23 protein-coding genes are annotated in these 25,124 nt (G+C 70.8%); 7 read left to right on the plus strand and 16 right to left on the minus strand.

Annotated elements, in window-relative coordinates:
- Nucleotides 1–4: 4 nt before the first annotated feature.
- From EZ216_RS19395 to EZ216_RS19445, 12 genes are all read right to left on the minus strand, one after another.
- Nucleotides 5–685, minus strand: a complete 681-nt coding sequence (locus EZ216_RS19395; protein ID WP_205959714.1) for a pilus assembly PilX family protein — start codon at nt 683–685, stop codon at nt 5–7.
- Complete coding sequence (locus tag EZ216_RS19400; RefSeq protein ID WP_167772973.1) at nt 682–1,794, minus strand: PilW family protein; 1,113 nt, start codon at nt 1,792–1,794, stop codon at nt 682–684. The genes EZ216_RS19395 and EZ216_RS19400 overlap by 4 nt, the downstream gene beginning before the upstream one ends.
- Nucleotides 1,795–1,801: 7 nt before the next feature.
- A complete protein-coding gene (locus EZ216_RS19405) occupies nt 1,802–2,218 on the minus strand; it encodes a type IV pilus modification PilV family protein (protein WP_135251449.1) in 417 nt (138 codons plus the stop codon).
- Between the two features lie 11 nt (nt 2,219–2,229).
- Nucleotides 2,230–2,832, minus strand: a complete 603-nt coding sequence (locus EZ216_RS19410; protein ID WP_135251450.1) for a GspH/FimT family pseudopilin — start codon at nt 2,830–2,832, stop codon at nt 2,230–2,232.
- Nucleotides 2,826–3,302, minus strand: a complete 477-nt coding sequence (locus EZ216_RS19415; RefSeq protein WP_135251451.1) for a type IV pilin protein — start codon at nt 3,300–3,302, stop codon at nt 2,826–2,828. Before EZ216_RS19415 ends, EZ216_RS19410 begins: the two co-directional genes overlap by 7 nt.
- 26 nt (nt 3,303–3,328) lie before the next feature.
- Complete coding sequence (locus EZ216_RS19420; protein ID WP_135251452.1) at nt 3,329–3,904, minus strand: hypothetical protein; 576 nt, start codon at nt 3,902–3,904, stop codon at nt 3,329–3,331.
- 138 nt (nt 3,905–4,042) lie between these two features.
- Nucleotides 4,043–4,504, minus strand: a complete 462-nt coding sequence (locus tag EZ216_RS19425) for a hypothetical protein (RefSeq protein WP_135251453.1) — start codon at nt 4,502–4,504, stop codon at nt 4,043–4,045.
- 193 nt (nt 4,505–4,697) lie between these two features.
- On the minus strand, nt 4,698–4,853 hold the full coding sequence (locus EZ216_RS21535; protein ID WP_167772974.1) for a hypothetical protein: 156 nt from the start codon (nt 4,851–4,853) through the stop codon (nt 4,698–4,700).
- Nucleotides 4,854–4,864: 11 nt separating this feature from the next.
- Nucleotides 4,865–5,383: a Csu type fimbrial protein gene (locus EZ216_RS19430; RefSeq protein WP_167772975.1), complete on the minus strand. Its 519-nt coding sequence runs from the start codon at nt 5,381–5,383 to the stop codon at nt 4,865–4,867.
- A gap of 74 nt (nt 5,384–5,457) precedes the next feature.
- The gene (locus EZ216_RS19435; protein ID WP_135251455.1) at nt 5,458–5,964 is read right to left on the minus strand and encodes a hypothetical protein; all 507 of its coding nucleotides are present in this window, start codon (nt 5,962–5,964) and stop codon (nt 5,458–5,460) included.
- A gap of 85 nt (nt 5,965–6,049) precedes the next feature.
- A complete protein-coding gene (locus EZ216_RS19440; RefSeq protein ID WP_135251456.1) occupies nt 6,050–7,837 on the minus strand; it encodes a sensor domain-containing diguanylate cyclase in 1,788 nt (595 codons plus the stop codon).
- Nucleotides 7,825–8,106 (minus strand): hypothetical protein, encoded by a 282-nt coding sequence (locus EZ216_RS19445; protein ID WP_135251457.1) that lies wholly within the window; start codon nt 8,104–8,106, stop codon nt 7,825–7,827. The genes EZ216_RS19440 and EZ216_RS19445 overlap by 13 nt, the downstream gene beginning before the upstream one ends.
- Nucleotides 8,107–8,235: 129 nt before the next feature.
- On the opposite strand from EZ216_RS19445, the gene EZ216_RS19450 reads away from it, so the two are divergent.
- Nucleotides 8,236–8,475, plus strand: a complete 240-nt coding sequence (locus EZ216_RS19450) for a hypothetical protein (protein WP_135251458.1) — start codon at nt 8,236–8,238, stop codon at nt 8,473–8,475.
- 81 nt (nt 8,476–8,556) lie between these two features.
- Nucleotides 8,557–8,922 (plus strand): hypothetical protein, encoded by a 366-nt coding sequence (locus tag EZ216_RS19455; protein ID WP_135251459.1) that lies wholly within the window; start codon nt 8,557–8,559, stop codon nt 8,920–8,922.
- 174 nt (nt 8,923–9,096) lie between these two features.
- On the opposite strand, the gene EZ216_RS19460 is transcribed toward EZ216_RS19455, so the two are convergent.
- Nucleotides 9,097–9,462, minus strand: a complete 366-nt coding sequence (locus EZ216_RS19460; protein WP_167772977.1) for a hypothetical protein — start codon at nt 9,460–9,462, stop codon at nt 9,097–9,099.
- 19 nt (nt 9,463–9,481) lie between these two features.
- Between EZ216_RS19460 and EZ216_RS19465 the strand changes: the two genes are divergently transcribed.
- Together EZ216_RS19465 and EZ216_RS19470 are read left to right on the plus strand one after the other, a co-directional pair.
- Nucleotides 9,482–10,018: a nuclear transport factor 2 family protein gene (locus tag EZ216_RS19465; protein WP_239024456.1), complete on the plus strand. Its 537-nt coding sequence runs from the start codon at nt 9,482–9,484 to the stop codon at nt 10,016–10,018.
- A gap of 87 nt (nt 10,019–10,105) precedes the next feature.
- Nucleotides 10,106–13,117 (plus strand): ATP-binding protein, encoded by a 3,012-nt coding sequence (locus EZ216_RS19470; RefSeq protein WP_135251462.1) that lies wholly within the window; start codon nt 10,106–10,108, stop codon nt 13,115–13,117.
- Here the strand turns inward: EZ216_RS19470 and EZ216_RS19475 are convergent.
- Both EZ216_RS19475 and EZ216_RS19480 read right to left on the minus strand, forming a co-directional pair.
- Entirely contained in the window at nt 13,082–16,024 is a 2,943-nt protein-coding gene (locus EZ216_RS19475) for an ATP-binding protein (RefSeq protein ID WP_167772978.1), read from the minus strand. The genes EZ216_RS19470 and EZ216_RS19475 overlap by 36 nt on opposite strands.
- A gap of 135 nt (nt 16,025–16,159) precedes the next feature.
- On the minus strand, nt 16,160–17,512 hold the full coding sequence (locus EZ216_RS19480) for an MFS transporter (protein ID WP_135251525.1): 1,353 nt from the start codon (nt 17,510–17,512) through the stop codon (nt 16,160–16,162).
- A 194-nt stretch (nt 17,513–17,706) separates the two neighbouring features.
- Here EZ216_RS19480 and EZ216_RS19485 point away from each other — a divergent pair, with 194 nt between their 5' ends.
- Nucleotides 17,707–19,416, plus strand: coding sequence for a ClcB-like voltage-gated chloride channel protein (locus EZ216_RS19485; protein WP_135251464.1), 1,710 nt, complete (start codon nt 17,707–17,709; stop codon nt 19,414–19,416).
- A 15-nt stretch (nt 19,417–19,431) separates the two neighbouring features.
- Here EZ216_RS19485 and EZ216_RS19490 read toward each other — a convergent pair whose 3' ends face one another.
- Nucleotides 19,432–20,457 (minus strand): AraC family transcriptional regulator, encoded by a 1,026-nt coding sequence (locus EZ216_RS19490; protein ID WP_338050572.1) that lies wholly within the window; start codon nt 20,455–20,457, stop codon nt 19,432–19,434.
- 166 nt (nt 20,458–20,623) lie between these two features.
- Here EZ216_RS19490 and EZ216_RS19495 point away from each other — a divergent pair, with 166 nt between their 5' ends.
- On the plus strand, nt 20,624–22,321 hold the full coding sequence (locus tag EZ216_RS19495; protein WP_135251465.1) for a carboxylesterase/lipase family protein: 1,698 nt from the start codon (nt 20,624–20,626) through the stop codon (nt 22,319–22,321).
- Nucleotides 22,322–22,538: 217 nt separating this feature from the next.
- Complete coding sequence (locus EZ216_RS21660) at nt 22,539–25,118, plus strand: N,N-dimethylformamidase beta subunit family domain-containing protein (RefSeq protein ID WP_205959715.1); 2,580 nt, start codon at nt 22,539–22,541, stop codon at nt 25,116–25,118.
- The last annotated feature ends 6 nt before the right edge of the window (nt 25,119–25,124 follow it).

A 25,124-nucleotide genomic window follows, 5' to 3' on the forward strand; every position in this document is an offset into this window, starting at 1 on the left:
GCTCCTAGAAGTGCACCAACGTTTCGGTGTAGGTCACCGAGTTGCGCGCGCCCTGCACGCGCACGAGGATCCGGTAGTAGGGACTGCGCTGGGGATCCTGCAGGCGCCCTGCCCCGGTGGGTTCGCTGCGGTCGGCCGGGCCGCCGCTGCTGCCGTCCGAGGGCGGGCGGGCGCAGGGATTCAAGCCGTCTTCCGCGCCCGCGTTGCCGCACAGCCGGGTGATGACCCACTGGACCTTGTTGCCCTTCACGCCGCTCGTGGGCGTGAACGGCAGCGTCGTGCAGTCCAGGTAGGTGGACGATTCCAAACCCAGGCAGGCGCCGTCCCAGTTCACGACGGGAAGCCTCGCGGCCGCCGTCGTGCGCGTGCCGGTGACGTCGAGCTGGTCGCGGCTGGTCGCGTAATAGCCTTCATTGGGCAGGTCGGCTTCGAGCGCGCCCGAAACGGCGATCTTGCCGCGCAGCCAGTCGACGGCCTGCTCGGACGCCACGTTGCTGGCCATCAGCGCGTCCTGGCGGAACGACAGGTTGCCGACGATCGCGGCGCTGGTGTCGATGGAATGCGTGACGGCCAGCGCCGTCAGCATCACCACCACCAGCGCGATGATGGTGAACAGCAGCGAGATACCCTGCTGCGCCCGCTTCAGGCCGCGGCGCAAGCGCAAATTGCGGTGGCCGGCTTTCACGATCTGCTCCATATCGCGTTCCTCACCGGCACAACGGCTTCGAACAGCTTGTACCGGTAGCGTTTCCAGTCGGGAAGGTGGTCGAGCTTGATCGGAAGGCAGCCACCGCCACCGGACGAACATGCCGGAAGGACGGCGCCGTTGACCGTGTCGGAGCCCATATGCCATTCGAGGTTGGCTTTGGTGGGCATATCTTCCGGTTTTTGGATTCGCTCGAACTGCGTGCTGCGCGCCACCACCGCCAGCCGCACGGCCACCACGGTCTGCCACTGGGCGCTGGTGGTCGGCACCGTGGTATCCCAGGTGTCGATCTTCCCGTCGGCATTGGTGTCCTTGCCGTACAGCGCCTTGAGGCTCACGATGCCGGGCACCAGTTCCGCGGCCGCCGCGTACGCGGGCGCGGCGCCTCCACCCGAACTCAGCTGCCGCACCATCAGCGCGCCATTGGCGATGGCGTACGTCTGGTCCACCAGCGTGCCCAGGTTGACCAGCGTGCTGCCGTCCGAATAGGGCAGCGCCGGCTTGCCAGGGGCATTCCAGCCCGCGTCGTCGACCCGCGGCACCAGCTTCGCCGTGGACACGGCGGCATTCACCTGGAACAGCTCGCACGTCGTGTCGGCGCCGCTGACGGCGAGCATCAGGTCGCCGTCCGTGGCGTCACCCTTGACGCCGAGCGTATGGCTCACGACGAAGCCGGTGCCGGGCGTGTAGCCCGGGGCCACCACCGGAATGGGCACCGAGAACGACGTCTTGCCGCTGCGCAGGACGCGGATGGTGTCGGGCCCGCCGGTCGGGTCGGCCGTGATGGTGATGGGGCCCAGCCGCGCCGGAAAGCCATCCACCGGCGCCCCGTTGAACGAGGCGGCGATCGGGCAGCCCGCCGCGGCGCCGAAGGTGACCAGTCCATAGCCGCTCTGCAGGATGTCGCGGCCGATCTGGTCGAGCGCCAGCGTGCCCCCGACCTGGGCCTCCGAGCCGTAGACGACCGAGCGCTTCTGTCCTTCGACGAACGCGAGCACCTGCGCGACCGCCAGCAGCGTGAACATGCCGATGAAGACCGCGATCATCAGCTCCACCATGGTGAAGCCGCGGGCGCCGCGCGCGGACACGGCGCGGTCAGTTGATGGAGGTCTGGTTCGCATACCGGTGGACCTCGGCGCCGGGGGCAGCCCAGGTCAGCGAGACCTCGACCCTGCCCGTGGCCGTATCGACGGTCGTCTGCGCGGACGCTGCCGGCAGGGCGGACTTCACCTTGGCGGCCCATTCCGCACAGCGCGAGTAGGAGCAAGGTGTCGAAGGCGCGGTCTGGTACTGCGCCAGGTTGCCGCGGTCGGCTGTCATGATGCCGATCACCTCCGCGGTGAGGTTGGCGGCATCGGCCCGCAGCTTGGCGTCGGTCTGCGCGCGCGTCATGGAAGCGAGCAGCCCCGCCAGCGCCAGCAGGCCGGTGGAGAAGATCAGCATGGAGGCCAGCACTTCCATGAGGACGCTGCCGCGTTGTTCGCCGCGGCGCCGCTGGATCGCTTTCTTCATGTTCATGCTCCTCAGCTGCAGGCGCGCACGTCCGACGCCGCGAGGTCGGGTTCGCACAGGCGGACGGAGCCGACCGGGCTGATCCGCACTTCGTAGCGGCGCGCGCCGCCGCCGGCCGCCGAGATGGCGATGGTGGCGATCGCTCCCGTCGTCGAGCCGACCACCCGTCCCGCCGGATCGAAAGTGACGGTGTCGGCGGCCGCGGCGCTGGACGACTTCGCACTGACCGAAACCTGCGCAGCGCCGTCGCCGGCATCCGCAGCGGCGATGATCCTGGGCGCGACGGAGGGCGTGGTCGCGTCGCACTTGCCGGTCGGGTCGTCCACGCTCACCATCCACGACGCGGACGTCGAAGCGGTGGCGCAGCTGGAGTCCAGGCGCCCAGTGGGGCTGGTCATCAGGCGGAACGACACGTTCTGGTTGCGGGTGACGGCATCCGCCCGCGCGCGCAGCAGGCCTTGGTGGATCGACTCCGCGGCGCCGCGCACGCGCGAGCCGCGGATCCATTCGGCGAAGCTGGGGCCGCTCATCATCAGCAGGAAGGCCAGCACGGCCACCACCACCATCAGCTCGACGAGCGTGAAGCCATGGACATGATTGCGACGGATCAGCATTCGGCCCCCTTCACCAGCCAGCAGCGGTCATGGACAGCCGAAACGCCTTTGAAGACGGTGGTTTGCTTGTGGCCGTCCTGATCGATGGTGAACACGTCGTTCTTGACGTTACCCGCGATACCCGTGGCGGTGAGCAAGTAACCCTCGCCGACGACCTTGCAGGTCAGCTTGAAGTACTTGGCATCCGCGGGACTGAAGGTGTTCCACGACGGCGCGCCGGTCCCGTTGGCACAGTCACCACCATCGGTGGTACCGAAGTTGCGGAAGTCCTGGAAGTACTGCTCCAGCTTCACGCGGTACTCGGACAGGTAGCCGAAGCCCTCGTTCAACTGGCCACGCCGGATGTAGTCCTGGTAGGACGGAATGGCGACCGCCGCGAGGATGGCGATGATGACCACCGTGATCATGACCTCGATCAGGGTGAAGCCGCGAACGGCCCGGCGGCTGCGTGTTTCGCGAAAGTGGTGCATGGATGTCTCCGCGGGTGTCCGGCGCTTCAGTGCAGTTCCGGCCGATCGAAGGGCTGCGTGTTCTGGAAGTCGGGCCGCGCGTCGTCGCCGAAGTCCTCTTCGTCGCGCCGGTTCATCATGGCGCGCAGCGCTTCCAGCTGCCCGTGCCGCACCGGCGGCGCGGCGGCGGCTTGCGCTTCCTCGGCGGGGCGCGCGCTCTGCAGCCACGACTTGGGGTCGGGCATCTCGATCAGCTCCGGCTCGCCGCGCACGCGCATCTGCCAGGTGCAGCCCTTGAGCCATTGCCGCCAGGTCGCATCGATCACGGAGATGCGGTGCATGAAGCTCTTCTCGAAAGCCACCGAGTACTGCATCAGCCGCGGCGACCACTCGCGCACCACGAGGCGCGCGTCCCATTGCGGACGGCCATTGAGCATGGGGGCCGGCGCCAGTTCCACCACCATCCACGCCGGCGGCACGCCGTGCCGCACGACCGTGTCCTTCAGCGCCATGTTCAGGATCTCGCGCTTGAGCTCGATGGTCTGCAGATTGGGCCGCTCGCGCCTGGCAGGCTGACTCTTGGGCGCCGGTTTCGCGCCGGCGAATAAGGTCCAGAATTTCATCGTGAGTCCCCGGTATCGAAAGGCATTGGGATGCCAACAGTTGTGTTGGTCCAATTTACGAAGCCGGCCGGTGGCACCCAATCCTGCATGCGCATGAACGCAAGCCGCTCATCCCTGCGAAGCTGCCGCTGATCGGCGTCACTTCGCGTTATGCAGCCATTCGTCCTCGCGCAGCGCCACCAGGAAGTCCAGCGCGGGCACTTCCAGTCCCTGGCTCGCGGCCCACTCGCAGTGATTGAGCAGGCACATCTTCTTGACGGCGGCCGACGTGGTCGGCCAGTGCGCGGCGTCGACCGGCGGCGGCGGCGGCAGGGTGGCGAAAGGGCCGGCCGCCTTGGCGAGCATCGTGTAGAGGGTGTGCCAGGCCTGCGGGTTCGGGCAGACACGCTCGTTGGCGTCGATGAACGTGAGCAGCTGCTCGGAAGCGCTCACCTGCGCGAAGCGGTCCCCCGCGCTGGCCGGCAGCGTCGGCTGGAAATCGCCTTCGCCGGTGGCCAAGGCCTGGAATTCGCGCCACGTCGTGTCGGAGAAGTCCTCCTTCACGTTGGGCAGCTCGCCCCGTTCGAATACCGAAAGGGAATGGGATAGATCGCCGTTCATGCGCCGCGTCCACGATTGATTGCTACTACTTCACCTTCGTTCGGGCCCGGCCGTCCCCGGCGTCCCTCGCTCGGCACCTGGTCCGCAGAATCTAGGAAAGACACCCGCGCGCGCCCATCCTGCGTGCGCATGAGCCGCGAAACGTTCGCGGCACGCAAATGAACTCGGCCCGCGCGCGCGGGCCGTGCCGGACTCAGCAGAATTCGACGAAGAGCGCCGCGGCGGCTCCCGCGGCGACCAGGAAGGTGAAGGCCACGACGGCCACTTCCTGGAATTCGCCCTGGCCCGCCAGCCTGCCGGCCAGGCGGGCGAAGAGAACGGCCAGCGGCGGCGACACCGATTGAGGCAACCCCGCCATCGTCAGTAGATGACGGTGGCCGTGATCGTGTCCTGGTAGTTGCCCGCAGGGTAGTTCACGTCCGTCAGGCGCCCGTACACGTCGATGGTCTGGTCGAGGCCGGTTCCGGTGCCGGCCTTCAGGGCCGTGCCGCTGTTGCCCCAGAAGGTCGAGCGCGAGCTGTCCTTGTACAGGTCGTACGGAACGTAGACGGCCGGGAGCGCCGTCGTGTGCTTCATCCTGCGGTCACCGGCCGTCGGCGTGGCCGGCAGCGAAGCAGAGTTGACGCCGCCGTCCAGGCCGATGGACCAGGGCGTGCCGTCGCTGCAGTTGACGATGAGCTTGCCCGCCGCATCGTAGTTGGTCGAGGTGCCGGTGATGCGCGCCTGGGAGCCGAAGTCGACGTCGGTCGGCGCCTTGGCGCTGATCGTGCAGGACTCGGTGATCTTCAGCAGCACCTTGAATTGCGTGCTGTCGGTGCCGGCGGCGACGGCCGCGGCCACCGTCAGCAGCGACAGGGCGGAAACGATGGCCTTCTTCATCGGTTGTTCCTCTGATTGATGGGGTGGACACATCTTGCAACAGCTTCCATCGGGACACCGATCCTGCGCATGCATTAGTCCGGCGCGCCCGCCTTGCGGACGGAGTGGTACGCGGCGCGCATCTGGTCGGGCACGCGCAGCTTCACCGGCCAGCGGGTCCAGATGCCGGCGAAGATGCTGTGGTCGCCGATCCAGGTGGCCGAGACGGCCTCGGCCACGCGGCGTTCGATGACGGGGGCGATCAGCTGCGCCTGCATGGCCGAAGCGATTTCGGCGTTGGCGGGGGCCAGCAGCACGATGAAGATACCCTTGCCTTCCGACTCGTTCAGCAGCACCGCTTCGGCGCGGATGTCTTCCGCGCGGATGCCGTAGCGCGCGCAGCACTCGCGCACCAGCTCCTCATAGTCCCATTTCAACCCCAGCGGGTCGGGTGTCGCCGTGGTGCTGGGCGAGCCGCTTTCCTGCTCGGCGCCGCGCTTGAACCACGTGCTCCATCGCGAGCTGCGGCGTGCGGACTGGCTGGGGGGCTCGTAGGCGCTGTCCAAAGGCTGTGAGACGACTTCCGCAGCGATCGCCGCCATCTTGCTTCCTCCAGAGTTGGTTCCGGTCAATGTAGAGTTGGCGCCGGCCACCGGCCATCCTGCAACGGCAGGAAGGCAGGACGGCTCAAGCGGCCTCGGGTTGCGCCTCCTGGGCCGAGGGCTCCAGGTTGAAGACCGCGCGCCGGGTATCCGGCGGCACGCTCGCCAGCAGCAGGTCCATCCGCTGCACCAGCTGCGCCGCATCGCCGCTGTCGCGCGGCACGAGCGCCTGCGCCACGTGCACGTGCGGCACCCAGCCCTCCGGCTTCTTCTTCACCGGCATCAGGCAGCGCGCGACGACGCGCGAGCCGATCTGCTTGACCTCGTCGGGACCCAGCGGGCCTTCGATCAGCATGCCGAAGCGGTTCTCGGACAGGCGCGCGACGCTGTCGATGTCGCGTGCCGTCGTCAGCAGGCGCATGCCGACGCGCAGGGGCACTTCCTGCGTCAGGTGCTGGCCGTAGTCGTTGCACAGCCGCTCCGCGTTGACGATGTCCACCAGCAGCACGGCGCTGTCGTAATTCATCCGCTTGGAGCGGGCCATCATCCGCGACAGCCGCTCCAGGAACTCGAGCTGGTTCGACAGGCCCGTGCCGGGGTCGCGCCGGCTGATGCCGCGCAGCCGGCGGATGCTCTCCCGCTTGAACTGCCCGCGAACCATGAGCACGAGCAACACGAGCGGCCACTGGATGGCGGTGCCCACCTGCAGCGAATGCGTGGCCCAGAAGCCCGGCTCCAGCACGCCGACGGCGCGGCCCAGCGGCAGGACAGCACCGGCCAGCACGGGGGCCAGCGACACCAGCAGGAAAGGCGCCTGCGCGTCGCCGCGGCGCGCCGCCCACACGATGCAGGCCAGCGCGGAGCATGCCGCGCCCACGGCATAGAGGCCGGCCAGCGGGATCCGCCAGGCCGCAGGCAGGAGCCCGGTGGCGATGGCGACGGGCAACGCCGCCAGGACCATGCCGAGCATCAGCCGGTGCAGGCGCACCGATCGATCGCGCAGCGAAAGGATCGCCGCATACGACCAGGCGGTGCCCGCAGCGGCGAGAACCAGGAGCACGGACCGCGAGACGTCGTTCCAGGCCGGTGCGTGGGGCCACAGGTGCAGGCCGCCGATCCCGGTGTCGGCCGCCTGCATGAAGGCCATCAACGCGACCGCCGCCGACGTGACCACGTAGACGTTGTCGCGCATGAACGCCGCGCCCAGCAGCGCCGTCACGAGGAACAGCGCCGCCAGGCCGAAGTAGATGCCCAGCATCAGCGAGACGCTCTGGTCGCGCCGGCTCATGTAGCCGTCGCTGACGAACTGCAGCGTGCCGCGGAAGAATCCCGTGTTGTCGATCCTGAGCAGGTAGGTGGCCGGCACCTCCGCCGACACGTTGACCGGCAGGACCGGGTTCAGGTGGGGCACCGGCCACTCGGCCACCGGCACCAGGTCGCCGGCGGCGCGGCCTGCCCAGCGCTGCGCTTCGTCGCGCGAATAGAGCGTGGCGCGCTCCACCGGCGCGCCGGGAAGTTCCAGGTACCAGCGTTCGGCCGTCGCGGCGGGCGGCACCGTGAACCGGATCCACAAGGCCTTCCCGGCCGGCAGGTCGTAGGCGGCTTCGGGTTGCGTCGGCCGCCAGCTGGAGGTTGGCAGCGCCGAGATCTCATCCGGGCCGCCGCCGGCGTCGTCGATCACGTAGTCGCCCCAGTCCCGCAGCTGGATCGGCTGCTCCGGCACATCGAGGTCGAGGATCGCGCGCGCATGCGCGGGCACCTGCGCCAGCAGCAACAGGCAGGCCAGCGCGAGCCACGGCAGCAGCCTGGCCACGCGGGTGTTGCTGCGGGAAGGGAGGAAGGACAGCAATGGGCCGCCGCTCACGGTTCGCACGGAGGCTGCGGCGCGTCGGCGCCGCCCTCGCCTGCGGGGGCCGCCGCATCGCGGATGCCGTGCGCATCCTGCGTGGCGGCCGAGCGGCTCAGTGCGCGCTGGATGCCCAGGATGTCGCCGGCCACCAGCGTCGCGAGCGGATCGCCGCCGGCCGACTGCAGGAAGCGCGTGGAGGCGTCGCCCAGCGCACGGATGTCGCCGACGATGTGCCGGGAAGCGTCACCGCCTTCGGGCATCTCGCTGCGCTCCGAATCATTCACCGCTGCCATCCGTCTCCTGCGCCATGCGCCGGCCATTCAAGCGGCGCACTGTAGGGTTGGCCCACAGGTGCGGGAATCGTGCGCATGCACGATAAGGACGACGCCTCCCGGCGGCGGTGCCGTGGCTAGACTCGCCGAATGCCGAGCAGGGATGAAGTCGAGATCGCCGCCAAACTCCAGGTCTGGCAGCGGACGCTGCAGGACATCACGGTCCGCACGCACCAGATGCTGGATGCGGCATTCGCCTACATGGACGGCGACGGCCCTGCGCCCGAAGCCGACCTGAGCGAACTCGAGGAGCGCTGCGCGCGGGCCGATGCCCTGGCGAAGGACCTGCTGCTGCTCGTCGGACCGCCGGGCGACCGCAGCGCAGGCTGAAGCGTGGCCGGCGCGCCGGCACGTGTCCTGCCGACGCATGAGATACCCCACGCCGGCGTCGCCCCCATCTAGCATGGACGGATGTTGTGGACCGTCTCCGTCGAGCATTCGCTGGCGTATCTCTACGTCGTGGGTTCGGGCCCCGCGACCCTTCCCGACGCCTGCGGGCTGGCGGACATGGTCGCGACGATCTGCTCGCAGACTCGCAAGCGCCGGGTGCTGTTCGACCTGCTCGGCGCGGACGTCTTCGGCTTCAGCTTCACCGAACACCTGACCCTGGGCGCGCACGTCGCGGAACGCCTTGCGCACCTGGAGCGGGTGGCGACGGTCGTCATCCCGCGCAACCGTGTCGGCATCAGCGAACGGGCCGCGCAACACCATGGCCTGCTGATCAAGGCCTTCACGGAACTGCAGCCCGCCCGTTCGTGGCTCACCGACGAGGATTGAGCGCGCAAAAAAAAGCCCGGCGCGAGCCGGGCCGGGAATGCGCTGGGGAATGTGAGAAGACACGCCTGACTGAGGAGCGCCCCACGCGCAGATCGTCGAGCCCCAACGATCGGTAACAAGCATAGCGGCCGGCTCCGTCCGCGGCTTTCCTGCATCGGCAGGACCGCCTTGTGATCATGCCGGCGCGTGCGCCGCCAGGGGACCGGGCAGCAGCGATCGCGCGGTGCCGGCCCAGCGCCGGTTGCGCAGAGCGGCCACGACTTCGACCATGCGCTCCGCGACCGAGGCCGCGGCCTTCGCCTCGCACAGGTCCCGCACCGGGAAGGTTCCGCCGCACACGCCGGCGTACCTCACTTCCACGAAGCCGGCATAAGCCTGCGGGATGCGCGCCGCGGTGCTGCTGATCGCTTCGGCGAGGCCCTGCTGCGCGGGCGCGGAGGTGTGCACCGGCACCGATCCGTGGCGCACCTGGGTCACGTAGGCGCCCGCACGATCCCTGTCGATGGAAAGGAGCAGAAGCACCGGCATGTCCTGAACCATCGATGACTGCTCCTTGCTCGTGCTGCTGAACGTGACTGCGGAGTTTGCCAGCCGCCGCGCGAAACAAGGCCCGCTGCTGCATCCGCACGACGGGCCGCGGGCCCCGCGCTTCCTAGACTCACCGCCTTCGATGGAAGGATCCAGGGCAATGCCGGTGACGTGTGCTGTTGAATTGCAGGCCGACTGGGAACTGGAAGTCCTCGCGGCCGAACGCAGGGCCTGCGCGGCGTTCCTGGCCGCCGACGAAGCCGAGCTTGAGACCTTGTGGGCGCCCGGCTTCGTCGTCAACTCGCCGATCGGCAAGGTCCTGCCGCGTCCGGGCGTCCTGGCCGCCCTGCGCTCCGGGCTGATCCGCCACCTGAGCTACGACGCGCACATCGAAAGCATGTCGATGTTCGGGCATGTGGTGGTGGTGATGGGCAGCGACGTCGTCACGGATCCGCCGCAAGGACGCGCCACGAAAAGGCGGTTCACGAACGTCTGGCGATTCGAGGCGGGCCAGTGGCGGTCCATCGCCCGGCACGCCAATGCCGTCCCCGACGCAGGCAGGCCCTAGGACAAGGCCGACAGGCGATGGCGGCACACGTCCGTGCGCCAGAATCCATCCCGGGACACCACGGTCGAGGTGGCAGGAACAACGGACATGCAGGATGACGGGGCCAGCGCGGTGGACAGGAGCAAGGACATCGAAGACAAGCCGCGCCAGGACGACCTGAGGTTGTTCGGCGCGCCCACCTTGCGCCTGGCAGGCGGAGTGAGCGCGCCGCTGGAGTGGCCCCGCGGTGCCGCGCTGCTGGCGTACCTGGCGGCCCACCCCGCATGGCATCTGCGCGAGAAGCTAGCGGGCCTCGTGCGGCCCGACGCGGACACCGCGACGGCCAAGACCTACCTGCGCGCAATCATCCACCGGGTGCGGCACACCTTCCCCGGCATGACCGGCCTGGAGGTCGAGGATGACCGCGTTCGCTGGGCCGGCGGCAGCGATGTGCAACGGTTCAGGGACGCGGTCGCGGCAAGCGACTGGGAGCGCGCCATCGACGTCCAGCGGGCGCCGCTGCTGTCGCGGGCGGCCCACTGCGGGCTGGCGCGGCTGGACGAGCAGCTTGGCAGCGAGCGCTCCCGCCTGCAGCAGTCGTTGCGCGCGGCCATGATCGCGCTGATCACGCAGCGCAGGCAGCAGCACGCCGACTGCTCCGGGCTCATGTGCCGGCTCGTGGCGGAAGACCCGATGGACGAGAACGGCGTCCAGTTCGTGCTGGCCCATGCGGCCACCCCCCTGGAGCGCCATGCCGCGGCCGCCGCCTTCGCCGACCTGCAGCGGCTGCTGGCCCATGAACTGGGACAGCAGCCGCTCGCGGCCACCGTCGCGCTTTATGGCCGCATGCAGGATGCCGCGGCTGCTTCCGCGGCGAAGACGGCGCCGCGCGCACCGGCACCCACCGCGGCAGCGAGTCCTGCCCCGCCTTTGGGCCGCGAGCGCGATCTCGCCTCGCTGGTGGGCACCGTGCGCGAGCTGAAAGCGCCGCTTCTCACCATCGCCGGCTTCGGCGGCGCCGGCAAGACGATGCTGGCACGCGCCCTGTTCGACACGCTGGCCGCGCAGGGCCACGAGTGCGCCTGGGTGGAGCTGCTGGCGGCGGACAGCCTGCAGACCCTGCTGGACGCCACCTCGACCCAGCTCGGCGTGCCGGCGCCCGAAGGTTCGGCGGAAGACCACCTGGCCCGCTGGCTGGCGGGCCGGACGCTCACCGTCTTCCTCGACAACTTCGAGCAACTGGTGCCGCATGCGCAGGTGCTGGACCGCCTGCTGCGCGCCGCGCCGCGCGTGCAGTTCGTCGTCACTTCCCGAGAGGTGCTGCGGCTGCCGCGCGAGCACGTGCTCCGGCTGGATGGACTGGCCTGCGACGGGGCGGATTCGCCGGCGGCGCGCCTGTTCGCCCTGCACGCCGAACGCGCGGGCTACCGGGTGGATGTGGCCGACTCTCGGGCCGTGGCCGCCATCGCCGGCCACCTCGACGGCCTGCCGCTCGCGATCGAACTCGCCGCGCACTGGGCCACGCTGCTGGAGCCGGAGGCGATCCTGGCGGAACTTCGGTCGGACGCCGGCTTCCTGGACGGCGCCTCCGCGGCAGCCATGGGCCAGACGCGCAGCATGCAGTCGGTGCTGAACAGCACCTGGCAGCGCCTCGAACCCATCGAACAGGACATGCTCACCGGGCTGGCCGTGTTCATGGGCCCGATGGAGCTGGACCAGGCGCGGGAGGTCTCGGGCGCGGATGCGCCGGTGCTCCTGGGGCTCGTGCACCGCTCGCTCCTGCAGCGGTCGGGAGTGAGCGGGTTCCGCCTGCATCCGCTGCTGCGGGACTACGCCAAGCACCGCGGGCGCGCCGGCGTGCTGGCGCAGGCGCGGCAGGCCCACTCGGCGTTCTTCCTGGAGAAGGTGGCCTGCGCAACCTCGCTGCACTTCGGGTGCGGCATGTCCGAGGCGGCGCGCGCCCTCGCCGCGCGGATCGAGGACATCCTGAAGGCCTGGCGTTTCGCGGTCGCCGCCGGTGACCTGCGAGTCCTCGGCACGGCCCTGCCCAGGCTCTCCGTCCTGCTGCTGATGACGGCCCGCTACGAGGAGGCTGCGCAGCTGTGCGGCGACGCCGCCGCCAGGCTGCAGGACCGCTCCATTGGCGCTGACCTCGCCGCCTTGCACGCGGCCGCATGCGTGCGCCTCGGCCGCATGGGCGAAGCGCGCACCATCGCCCGCGCCGCGCTGGATGCGGGCTGCGGCGGCACGGCGCGCTCATGGCTCGAGTCCACGCTGGCGCGGCTCGACTGGTTCGAAAGCGACTATGCGTCCGCCCTGGCGCATGCGCACCGCGCGCTGGAAGGCCTGCCCGAGGATGCGGTGTTCTTCCGCATCCACGCGCTGCAGGAAGCGGCGCATGCGCGCTTCGGGCTCGACGACGTGCAGGAAGGCCGCAGGGAGCTGGCACTCAGCCTGGAGCTGGCGCGGGCCCACAAGGCGCAGTACCTGGAGGCGCGCTCGCTTTGCCACCTGGCCGCGTTGTGCAACGGTTCCGGCCAGGGGGCCGAAGCCCTGGGGCACCTGGAGCGGGCGCTGCAGATCTTCGACGGGCCGGGCTTCGCGTACGACACGGCGTTCGCGCTGCGGTGCCGCAGCTATTCGCTGTTCATCCTGGGCCAGCCGGCGGCGCAGCTGGAATCCGCGCGCACTTCGCTGGACACTTTCCGCTCCGCGGGATACCTCCACGAGCTGGGCGAATGCTGGTTCGCCCTCGGCCTCGCGCTGCAGATGAACAAGGCCGCGGAGGCTGCCCACGCCTACGGCGCCGCGCTGGCCCAGAGCATGCAGGCGAAGAACATCGCCGTCGCGCTTCGTGCCCTCTCGTTCCTGGGCATCATGGCCTTGCCGGACGACAGGCCCTGGGGCATCGCGCTGGCCTGCTTCGCGACGATGCGCCCCGAATCGCGCAGGCCGGACCGGGCCATCGTCCGCAAGCTCCTGCTGCGCCATGGCGTCTCCGAAGCGGAGATCGAACAGGGCGCGCGCGAGTCGGCCGATTGGGTGCTCGACGAGGTGCATGCCCGCGCGCTGGCGCGGCTGCGCTCACTGGACGCGTCCGCGGCGGGTGCGCTGCTCTAGCAAGGCTGCCGGGCTTGCGCTCCAGCCGGGCAACAGCAGGCCGCACACGTACGCCAGGTCCCACTCCGCCGACGCGGCGCGGGCAGTCTCGAGTTCTTCCGCCGAAGGGCGCAGCGAATCCAGCCGCGCGCGCAGCGAAGCCGTGTCCTGCCACCGCAGGTCCGGCTGGCGGCCGGCGAACGCCAGCACGGCCAGCCGCTGGTGGCGCGCCAGCTTGCCGTGCGCGCCCGCGAGCTTGGCGATCGACCGCACCAGCACCGACGCCTGCCCCCGCTGCACGGCCAGCAGCATTGCTTCGCCGAGAGCGTCCGCGGCCCGCGCGTCGTCGCCCGCCGCCTGGAGTGCCTTTCCCAGCAGCAGCAGGCCTTCCGCTCGTTCGAACGGAAAGCCGCCGGCCTCGAAGGCCTGCAGCGCGGCTTGCGCCGCGGCGGCCTGGCTCGCGGTGTCGCCCGCGCGCGCGTGGGCCAGGCTGAGCCCGCGCTGGCAAAGGCCGATCAGGTACTGGTCCTTCATGCGCTGGAAGATGGCCAGCGCGGCGTGCAGGCGCGCCAAACCCTCGCGCCAGTCGCCCAGCGCCGTGCGCACGGCGCCGAGCAAGGCCAGCGTGCGCCCTTCGTAGAAGATGGCGTTGTTCTCGCGCGTGAGCGGCAGGTTGGCGGCCAGGATGGGCAGCGCCTGCTCGTCGCGGCCCACGGCGCACAGGCATTGCACCAGTTCGTCGGTGGCCCACATGCGCATGTCCATGTCTTCGCTGGCCGCATCGCTGAACGCCCGCTCGGCATGCACGACGCCCTGCTCCCGGCCGCGGTTCACGCGGGCCATGACGATGTTGAGCAGCACCGCCGGAACGCCCGCCGGGCCATGCGCCAGCGCGGCCGAAGCCACTTCCTCCGCCTCGTCGATGCGCCCCAGGCGGAAGGCGGCCAGCGCCTGCATCGCCGACAGCGGGGCCTGCAGCGGATGGCCCGGCGCCAGCGACGCGCGCGCATACGCGGCCAGCCGCGCGGAATCCTCCAGGCGCGACGTCATCATCAGGTACATCCCGAGGTTCGACATCGCCGCCGCCACCAGGTCCCAGCGCCCGTGGTCGGCCGCGTGGCGCCACGCCTTGGCGATGTCCTCGGTCTTGGGCAGCAGGCCGGCGACGCGCTCGGGGACGAACTCGCCCGAGCGCATCGCGGGCGGCCTGGCGATCTCGGCGAGGAAATGCGCTGCGTGCCGTGCCTCGGCCTGCCCCGTCACCTCGCTGCGCGCCAGCTTGCGCGCGAACTCGCGCACGAGCGGATGAAGGTTGAAGCGGCCGTCCAGCCGCTGCAGCAGCGACTTGTGCGCCAGGCGAAGGAAGACGGCGGCGTCGGCCTGCGCGATGGCGCGGGCCGCCTCCAGGTCCATCGTGCCCTGCACGGTGGAGAGCGCGGCCAGCGCGTCCTGCTCGGCAGGCTCGAGTTGCTGCCACGTCGCGTGGAAGACGGAACGCAGGCTGCGGCCCGACGGCGCGGCGGCGGAATCGACGAAGCCCGGATCGGCCCGCAGCTCCGCGAGGATGGATGGCGCCGGCAGCAGGGTGATCCAGTTCGTCGCCAGCTCGATGGCCAGCGGCAGGCCCTCCAGGTACTCCACCAGCTCCGCCACCGGTCCCTGTTCCGCCGATGCCAGGCTGTGGCCCAGGCGCTCGGCGTGCAGGGCGAAGAGCTGGAAGGCCGGCGACTGCGGCCCGCGGCAGTCCAGGCCCTGCAGCACCACGGCATGTTCCTCGGGCAGCCGCAGCGGTTCGCGCGAGGTGACGACGAAGCGCAGGCCCGGCGCGCCGCGCAGCAAACCGGCCAGCGCGCCCGCGTGCGTGAGCAGCTGCTCGAAGTTGTCCAGGAACACCACCATGCGCCGCCCGGCGAACCAATACGCCAGCTGCTCCTGCACCGAACCGTCGCGCGCCGGCATGCCGACCCCGGCGGCGATGGTGTCGAGCAAAGCATGCAGCGTGTCCACCGGCCGCAGGTCCACCCAGGCGCAAGCGGCGTCCTGCCCCAGCAGCCGCGCGTGCACCGCGCGCGCCAGGCACGTCTTGCCGATGCCGCCCAATCCCGCGATCGTGAGCAGGCGCGCCTCCCCACGGTCGAGGAGTGATCCGATCCTGGCCAGTTCCGCCGTGCGCCCCAGCGGCGCCAAGCCGGGCGCCGCGACGGGTTGAACGGCGGCGGGAGCGTCGTCCTTCGGCGTGCCCACGGCCTTGCGTTCGGGAGCGGCGGCCGGCGCCGGCGGCGGCGGGGCGGCCTGCACCTTGGCCTGCAGGGCGTCATGCAGCTGGAAAGTCCGCGCGAGGGGCTTCTGCCCCAACTCGGTCACCAGCCGCCGCTGCAGCGTCCGGAACGCCGCGGCGGCTTCATACCGCTCCAGCGGCGTGCGGGCTTTCTCCAGCAGGAACTGCACGGCTTCCTCGTCCTGCGCGTCGTGCTCGCCCAGGCGCTGCATCAGCTCGGCGGCATCGCGGCCTTCGCCCTGCCGCTCGGTGATCCACGCCATCAGCGCCGAACCCAGCCGCTTGCGCAGCCGCTGCCGTTCCTCGAAGAACCAGTCGTCCAGCCCGGGGGCGCCGGACGAGCCCACCTGGCTCAGCAGCGGCTCGTGCTGCAGCTGCACGGCCAGCTGCCATTGGCCCTGGCGCACCGCAAGCTCGAACTCGGCGGCGTCCGTGGGGGTGTCGAAGCGCAGGCGCGTGTCCTCGATCAGCAGCCCTTCCAGCGGGCCGGGCGCGTCGCGCATGCGGTGGATCACGCCTCGCAGGTAGGCACGGCCGTCGCGCGAGCCGGCGTCCGGCCGCAGCAGCACCGCCAGCGACTCGCGCGAGTGCCAGCCGGGACGCAGTGCCAGGTAGGCGAGCAACGCGACGGGCAGTTGCCAGTCGAGCAACGCCTCCGTGGCGCCGTGGTCACCTCCGAGCCTGGGGGAGCCGAAAAGAAGAAACATCTCAGGGGGTTACCGGCTTCATAGCTTACCCCCGCCGGATGACCGCTGCGCACGCCATCCGGGCGGGGTGCATCGCGTTCAGGAATCCCGCTTCGTCCCGTGGCGCAGGCGCAGCGAGCTGAACACCGCCGCGGACCCCGCCAGAAGCGCCGCGGCCGCCAGCGCGATGGCGGGGCCGCGGCCATCGCTGACGCCCAGCACGCCGAAGATGACGCCCACCATCACCGCGCCGGCCGACTGGCCCGTCAGACGCGCGGAACCCAGCATGCCGCTGGCGGCGCCGGCCCGCGTGATGGGCGCGCTGGTGATGATGGTGTGGTTGTTGGGCGACTGGAACAGGCCGAAGCCCGCGCCGCAAAGCACCAGCCGCCACGCCATGTCCAGCGCCGAAGGCTGCGCCGGCAACACCGCCAGGGCGGCCAGGCCGAATGCCATCAGGCCCAGGCCGATGCCGCCGAGCAGCCCGCCCGGGTAGCGCGAGATCAGCCTTCCCGCCACCGGCGCCAGGCACACGGTGCCCAGCGGCCACGCGGTGATGACCAGGCCGGCCTGCAGGTGGGTGCGCCCCTGGCTTTCGAGCAGCAGGAAAGGCAAGGCGACGTACGCCAGGGTCTGCGCCGCGAACGCGGTGACCGAGGTGCACATCGACAGCGCGAACACCGGGATGCGCAGCAGGTCCACGGGGAACAGCGGGCGGGGCTGGGCCAGCTGCCTGCGCACATAGAAGACGCCGACGGCGATGCCGGCCGCGAGCAGCACGATGCCCAGGCTGGCCGGCACCGAAGCGCGTTCCGCGCCGCCGCGCGCGCCGATGGTGTCGGCGCCCAGGAACACCAGCGAGAACATCAGGATGTTGAGCGCCGCGTCGGCCAGCCGCAGCGGACCCGCCGCATGGCGGGCGCTGTGCGGCAGCGATCGCCGCCCGAGCCAAAGGACCAGCAGCCCCAGCGGGAGGTTGACCGCGAACAGCCACGGCCAGGACGCGACCGACAGCACGGCCGCGGCCACCGAGGGACCCGCGACGGAAGACGTCGCCACCACCACCGAGTTGAGCGCGATGCCGCGTCCGAGCATGCGCGCAGGGTAGATCAGCCGCACCAGCGCCGCGTTGACGGCCATCATGCCCGCCGCGCCGATGCCCTGGACGGCGCGCGAGGTGATGAGCATCGGCAGGTTGACCGCGGCGGCGCAGGCCAGCGATGAGAGCGTGAACAGGCCCAGGCCACCGAGGTAGACGCGGCGGTAGCCGAGCCGCTCGCCCAGGCCCGCGAACGGCAGCAGCAAACCCAGGATGGCGAGCTGGTAGGCCGTCACGACCCAGACCGAAGCCGAGGCGGAAGCGCCCAGGTCACGCGTGATGTCGGGCAGCGCGAGGTTGACGATGCTGCTGTCGATGACCGAGACCGCGATGCCCAGCAGGCTGGCGGCCATAGCCCAGTAGCGGTCCGGGACCGGCAGCCCATCGGACGGGGCCGGCGTGCGCGTGGAAGTTTCTCCTGCGCTGGTCTCTTGGCTCACCGCCGGAGTCTACGGCTCGCGGCCATCACTTCGCTGGCCTGTGGCTGACGTCACCGCCTGCGGTTGCGCCGCCTCTTTCGAAGTCCTCGCGGTACGCTCCTGTCCCCATGAGAAAGCGCGTCGAATCGCTCTTCCTGCTGCTGGAGCGGATTCGCCCGACGGACTGGCAGCGCACGCTGGCCTGGGCGGCCGTGGCGGGCGCGACGGGTGCGCTGGCCACGCTCGCGTTCCGGCAGGGCCTGGTGCTTATCGAGCACCTGCTCTACGGTCCGGCGGCCGGCCTGGTGCAGGCCGCGGAGCGGCTGGTCTGGTGGCAGCGCCTGCTGTCGCCCGCCCTGGGCGGCGCGCTGGCCGGCGTCGTGCTGGTGATCGCCCGCCGCCTGCCCAGGCGCACGCCGCACGGCGACTACATGGAAGCGGTCGTGCTGGGCCGCGGTGAACTGGAGACCCGGGCCTCGCTGCTGCGCGCGCTGTCGTCGGCGTGCACCGTCGCCAGCGGCGGCGCCATCGGGCGCGAGGGGCCGATGGTGCAGTTGGCGGCACTGACGGGATCGCTGGTCGCGGGCTGGCGGAACATGCCCGTGCCGCGCCGGCGCTTGCTGGTGGCTTGTGCCGCCGCGGCGGGACTGACGACGGCGTACGGCACGCCGATCGCGGGCGCGATGTTCATCGCCGAGATCGTGCTGCAGTCGCTGGCCACCGAGACCCTGGCGCCGTTGCTGATCGCCTCGGTCACCGCGCACGCCACCGTGGCAGCGCTGGTGGGAACGGCCGCGCTGTACCGCATGCCGGACCTGCCGGCCTTGCGGGCACCCGAGCTGCTGCTCGCCGGCGCGCTCGGCCTCCTGGTGGGGCTGCTGGCGCCGCTGTACCTCTGGCTGCTGGACCTGGCCAGGCGCGCGTTCGGCGCGTGGCGCGCGAGCCTGCCGCTGAAGATGGCTGCCGGCGGCCTGCTCGTCGGCCTTCTCTCGCTGCAGTCGCCGCAGGTTTGGGGCAACGGGTTCAGCGTGGTGAACAGCGTGCTGCAAGGCGAGTGGGCCTGGCAGGCGTTGCTGCTGGTGCTGCTGCTCAAGCTCGCGGCCGTGGCCGCGACGACCGGCTCCGGCGCCGTGGGCGGCATCTTCACGCCCACGCTGTTCGTCGGCGCGGTGAGCGGCGCGCTGTTCGCGCTCGGGGCCGCGGCGCTGCCCTTCGCGCACCTGCCGGTGCCGGCCGGCGCGGCCATCGGGATGGGTGCCTTCCTGGCCGCGAGCACGCACGCGCCCTTGACCTCGGTGCTGATGGTCTTCGAGATGACGGAGAACTACACGGTCGTCGCGCCGCTGATGCTCGCGTGCGTGCTGGCGTATGCGGTGTCGCGGCTGCTGCGGCCGGACTCGGTCTACGCCTCGTCCCAGCGCCAGAAGGCGGCTGCCGACCCGCGGCTGGCCGTGGCCGGCGACCTGCTGCGCACCGGCACGCCCGCCGTGCAGCCCGGCCAGAGCATCGAGCAGGTCGAGCGGGCCTTGCTGGAGAGCCGGTGGCGCCACGTGTACGTCGTCGACACGCAGGCCCGCTTCCTCGGCGCGATCGCCATGCACGACCTGGCTGCGGAACTGAAAAAGCCGCACGACCCGGCCTCACCCTGGCCGGCAGACTTGCTGCAGGGCGGCTATCCGCGGCTCAGCCGCGACATGCCGCTGTGGGAAGTGCTGGCGGTGTTCGAACGCCATGCCGGCGAACGCCTGCCCGTGGTCGACGGCGAAGGCCGGCTGCTGGGCCACGTCGCGAAGACAGACCTGGTGCTGATGCTGCGGGAGCGGCTGGCGATCAGCTGAAGGCGCACGCGGCGCTCAGGCGGCGATGGCGGCCTGCGCCGCGAGCTGCTCGCGGTACTGGCCCGGCGGCAAGCCGAACCAGCGCCTGCACGCACGCACGAAGTTGCTGGTATCGGCGAAGCCCAGCCGGTGCGCCACTTCCCCCAGCGAGTGCTGCGGGTCGGCCAGGTACTTGGCGGCCAGCTCGCGCCGCGCCTCGTCGAGCAGCTGCTGGTATGAGGTGTTCTCCTCGTGCAGCCGCCGCTGCAGCGTGCGGTCGGCCATCGCCAGGCAGGCGGCGACATCTTCGCGCCGCGGCTCGCCGCGGTGCAGGCGCCTGAGAATCTCTTCGCTGACACGCCAGCTGGTGGATGCGCGCCCGAGCGACTGCAGGCGCTCGCGCATGACGTGCTCGTGCAATGCCAGCAGCGACGGGTTGCGCGAAGGGATGGCGGTGTCGAGGTCCGCCGCCGCCAGCAGCAGCCGGTTCTCGGACTGCCCGAATCGCAGTTCGCAGCCGAACGCGCGGTCGTACGCGGCGCGCTCGGGCGGCTCGTCGTACTTGAACTCGGCCGCCAGCGCGCCCACCTCGCGGCGGATCAGCCACTGGCACAGCGTGAGCAGCGACAGCAACCCGTAGGCGAAGCGCTGGCGGGGCACCTGCCGCAGGTTGCCGCAATGGCCCAGCGCCAGCCATGCGGCGCCGCCGGCGGCCGGCTGCAGCTCGAAGGTGGCGACGTCCGAGATCAGCGCCAGGTAGCGGGCGAAGGCCCCCAGCGCGGAGCGAAGGTCGGCACTGGAGAGCATGGCGTAACCCAGGACGTCGAAGTTCACGTGCTTCAGCGTCAGCGCGCGGTCGAGGCCCAGCGCCGCGTCACCCGAGCGCTGGACCGCCAGCTCCCACAGGCGCGACACCTCGTCGGCGCCGAAACGCGCCGACGCGTCCTCCAGCCGGGCGGGAGCGACCCCGGCGTCGGCGAACAGGCGGGGCACGTCGACGCCGCGGGCCGCGAACATCTCCGCCAGCCCCCGCACCCAGGTGCAGGAGCTCGTTCGTTGCATCGGCAGCTTGGCGCGAGAGGTCAATGGATTGGCGTTGTTGGGATAACGGCCCGCCGGCTGCGGATTCCTAGACTGCCGTCCGGCCGCGGCGGGAGGTTGCGGCCATTGGAGTCGATGCGTCGATCCGGCACAAGCCGGGTTGACCCCCAGAACCAGGAGGCGAAACATGGGATGGATGAACAGGGTGGGACCGGCGCTGGGTGCGGCGCTGGCGGCGATGTGGCTGGCGGGGTGCGGCGGCGATGGCCCGCCACCGACCGACCGCGACACGACGCAGGGCCCGGTGGCGGGCATCGAGGCCGCCGGCGCGTACGCATGGAAGGGCATCCCTTTCGCCAAGCCGCCGGTGGGCAGCCTGCGCTGGAAGGCGCCCGTGCCGGCCACGTGGTCCCAGCGCCTGCAGGTCACGAAGTTCGGCAACGCCTGCCTGCAGAACGGCCGCATCTACGGCCCGGGCAGCAACAACACCTACGACGGCACGATCGCCACCACGCTGAACACGCCGGTGGGCAGCGAGGACTGCCTGACGCTGAACATCTGGCGGCCCGCCACCCAATCAGCCGGCCTGCCGGTGATCTTCTTCGTCTACGGCGGCAGCAACATCTCGGGCTACACCGCCGACCCGGTGTACGACGGCACGGCGCTGGCCAAGGCGGCCAACGCGGTGGTGGTCACCGCCAACTACCGCGTGGGCCCGCTCGGGTTCTTCAACCTGGCCCAGCTCAAGGGCGGCACCGACACGGCCGAGGACTCGGGCAACTTCGCCCTGCTGGACATCCTGCAGGTGCTGAAGTTCATCCAGGGCAACGCCGCCGTGTTCGGCGGCGACGCGGGCAACGTCACGCTGATGGGACAGTCGGCCGGCGCCATCAACGTCTGGGCGCTGATGGCCTCGCCGGCGGCCAAGGGGCTGTTCCACAAGGCAGTGCCGATTTCCGGCGGCATCTCGCTGGCGACCAACCTGCCGCCCGGGATGATCCCCACGCTGAACCCGGCCAGCACCTATGCCACGCAGGCCAGCACGCTGCTGGCCCGGCTGCTCATCGCCGACGGCAAGGCGGTGGATCTCGCATCCGCGCAGGCCTACATCGCCACGCAGAGCGCGGCCGACATCGCGGCCTACATGCGCGGCAAGGACGCCGGCACGATCCTGGGCACCCTGCTGGCCGCCGGCCTCACCGGCTCGGGCCCGATCCCCGACGGCAACCTGCTGCCGGCCGACCCCATCGCCGCGATGGCCGCGGGCCGCTACAACAAGATGCCGGTGCTGGCCAGCAATACCAACGAGGAGGGCAAGCTGTTCGCGCCGTTCCTCACCCTGCTGGGCGGCCCCGCCGGCTTCCGCATCACCGATGCGGCGCGCTTCAACATGATGGCCGCGTTCAACCCCGATGCGCCGTCCACGCTGACCGAGGCCGACATCCTCGACCCCGCGTACACGCCGTCCACCACGGCCGTCACCGGCTGGACCGCGAAGGCGAACCTGCTGGGTTCTGTGTTCATGAGCCCGAGCCGCGACAACGTGCTCAACACGCTCAAGACGCAGCAGTCCAACGTCTGGTACTACCGGTTCGACTGGGCGCAGGAGCCGGCGCCCTGGAACACCATCTACGGCGCGGCGCACGCGTTCGACCTGCCGTTCCTCTTCGGCAACTTCGGCCCCTCGCTGTTCTCCAACGCGGCCAACAGCAAGGCCAACGAACCCGGGCGCCTGGCCTTGTCGTCGGCGATGATGGCCAGCCTCGCGGCTTTCGCCCGCAACGGCGATCCCAATACGGCCGAGCTGGGCACCAGCTGGCAGCCCTGGCCCGCCAAGCTGCTGTTCGACGCCACGCCCGCGGCCAAGCGGATCACGGCCCAGTGACCGCGCGGACCGCTGCCCAGCGGTCCGTTTCCATCGCAGCGCCGAGGCAACGGTTCCGCACCGTGCCTAGGCTGTGCACTGCCGCACGCCGCGCGGGGCTCATCGGGCAACCGCGCGTAAAAGCAGCCGATCCATGCGCGGCACGCCCCCGCGCGGTGCGTGCGCTGCCCAGAATGCCCTTGAGCCATGCGGGTCGACGTGGCGCAAAGGGAGCGTCATGGCTTCGAAAATCCTCAGGCTGCGGGTGGGCGCGATGGTGCTCGTCATCGGCAGCAGCGGCGTGTGGGCGCAGAACGTGGTCCAGTTGGAGAACGCCAAGCCCGGCGACAGCGACTGGGGCCTCACCGCGCTGTCGGACACGCCCACGGTGGAAGGCTACGCGTCGGCCACCAGCGTCAACCGCGGCGAGACCATCCGCTTCTTCGTGAACTGCGCGGCGCCGACGTACACGCTGACCGTGTACCGCGTCGGCTGGTACGGCGGCCGGGGCGCGCGCAAGATGATGAGCGTGACGCTGCCCGGCTCGCCGCAGCCGCAGCCCACGCCCGACCCGCAGACCGGCCTGATCGACGCGAACTGGGCCGAGGCGTACCGCCTGGCCATTCCCAACAGCGCCGACAAGACCGACTGGGCCAGCGGCGTGTACCTGGTGAAGCTGACGCCCAGCAGCGGCACCGAGAGCTACATCGTGTTCACGGTGCGCGACGACTCGTCGACGTCCACCTACCTGTTCCAGAACGCGGTGACCACCTGGCAGGCGTACAACAACTGGGGCGGCAAGTCGCTGTACGCGTTCAACAGCACCAACGGCGCCGCGCGCAAGGTGTCGTTCAACCGGCCGTACCGGCGGCAGGCCTACGCGGACACCGGGTCGGGCCAGTTCCTCAACTTCGAGATCAACTTCATCCGCTTCATGGAGCGCGAGGGCTACGACGTCAGCTACCTCACGAACCTGGACGTGCACTCGGATGCCTCGCGCCTGCAGCGGCACCGCGCGTTCGTGGTGGCCGGCCACGACGAGTACTGGACCTACGAGATGCGCGCCGGCGTGCAGGCCGCGCGCGCGAGCGGCGTGCACCTGGGTTTCTTCTCGGCCAACCAGGCCTACTGGCAGATCCGCCTGGAGCCCGGCCGCGGCGGCGACCCGAACCGGACGATGGTCGGCTACAAGGACTTCGCCGCCTCGGAAGACCCGTACGCGCTGGACGGTGATCCGTCGAACGACAAGTACATCACCATCCGCTGGCGCGACCTGGTGACGAACTACGGCGTGAACGATCCCGTGGCGCAGCCCGAGAACGCGCTGGTCGGCGTGATGTACCACGGCGACCCGGTCGACGGCGACATCGTGGTGTCCGCGCCCACCCACTGGGCTTGGGCCGGCACCGGCGTGTCGGCCGGCTCGCGGCTGGTGCACCTGCTGGGCTACGAGACCGACGCGGTGTTCAACAACGGCTATTCGCCCGCCGGCCTGGAAGTGATCGCCGCATCGCCCGATCCCTTCGGCATTTCGAACATGGCGACGTACACGGCGCCTTCGGGCGCCGTGGTGTTCGCCACCGGCAGCATCCAGTGGAGCTGGGGCGTGGACGACTACGGCGGCCGCGGCTACGTCGACGCGGCGGCGCAAGGCCTGACGCGCAACGTGCTGAACCGCTTCGCGACCGGTCCGCTGCAACCGCCCACGGGCGTGCAGGCCACGGGCAGCACGGGGCGCGTGGACCTGAGCTGGGCAGGCGTTTCGGGTGCCGCGTCGTACAACGTGTACCGCGGCACCACGCCCGGCGGCGAAGGCGCGCAGCCGTACCGCACCGGGCTGGTGAGCACCTCCTTCGCCGATACCGCCGTGACCGCGGGCACCACCTACTACTACCAGGTGGTGGCGGTGAACGGCTCGGCGCAGAGCGGGCGCTCGAGCGAAACTTCGGCGATGGCCACGGCGGGCGGCCCGGCACCCGCGCCCTCCCCCGCGCCGACGCCGGCGCCCAGCCCCACGCCAGCGCCCGCGCCGTCGTGCAACCCGCCGCTGTGGAACGGGACGACGCGCTATTTCGGCGGCGACCTGGTGACTCGCAACGGCACCACGTACGTCGCCCTGCCCGCGTCCAACAACACATGGAACGTGAACAGCCCGCCCGAGTGGACGCCCAGCCTGTGGGCGTTGGGCGGCTGCCCCGCGCCGACGCCGGCGCCGAGTCCCGCGCCCACGCCTGCCCCGACGCCGGCTCCCACCCAGCCGCCGGCACCCGCTCCGACGCCGGCACCGACCCCGGCTCCCACGCCTGCACCGACACCTGCACCCACCCCCGCGCCCACGCCGGCACCCACGCCCGCGCCGACGCCGGCCCCGAGCACGGCGCCCGCGTGGAATGGCACGACGCGTTATTTCGGCGGCGACCGCGTCCTGCGCAACGGCGTGGTGTACGTCGCGCTTCCGGCTTCGAACAACACGTGGAACGTGAACAGCCCGCCGGAGTGGACGCCCAGCCTGTGGGCCCTGGACTCGTCCACGCCTGCGCCGACGCCGGCTCCGACACCCGCACCGACGCCTGCGCCCACGCCCACTCCGGCACCGACGCCCGCACCGACGGCCGCGCCCACGCCCGCGCCTTCACCCGCGCCGGCATGCAGCCCGGCCGCATGGAACGGCTCGACGCGCTACTTCGGCGGCGACCTGGTCACGCGCAACGGCACGATCTACGTCGCGCTGCCGGCTTCGAACAACACCTGGAACGAGAACAGCCCGCCGGAGTGGACGCCCAGCCTCTGGTCGGTGGGGAGCTGTCCGGCGCGATGAGGTAGC

Source organism: Ramlibacter humi (genome assembly GCF_004681975.1).
Classification (GTDB): Bacteria; Pseudomonadota; Gammaproteobacteria; order Burkholderiales; family Burkholderiaceae_C; genus Ramlibacter; species Ramlibacter humi.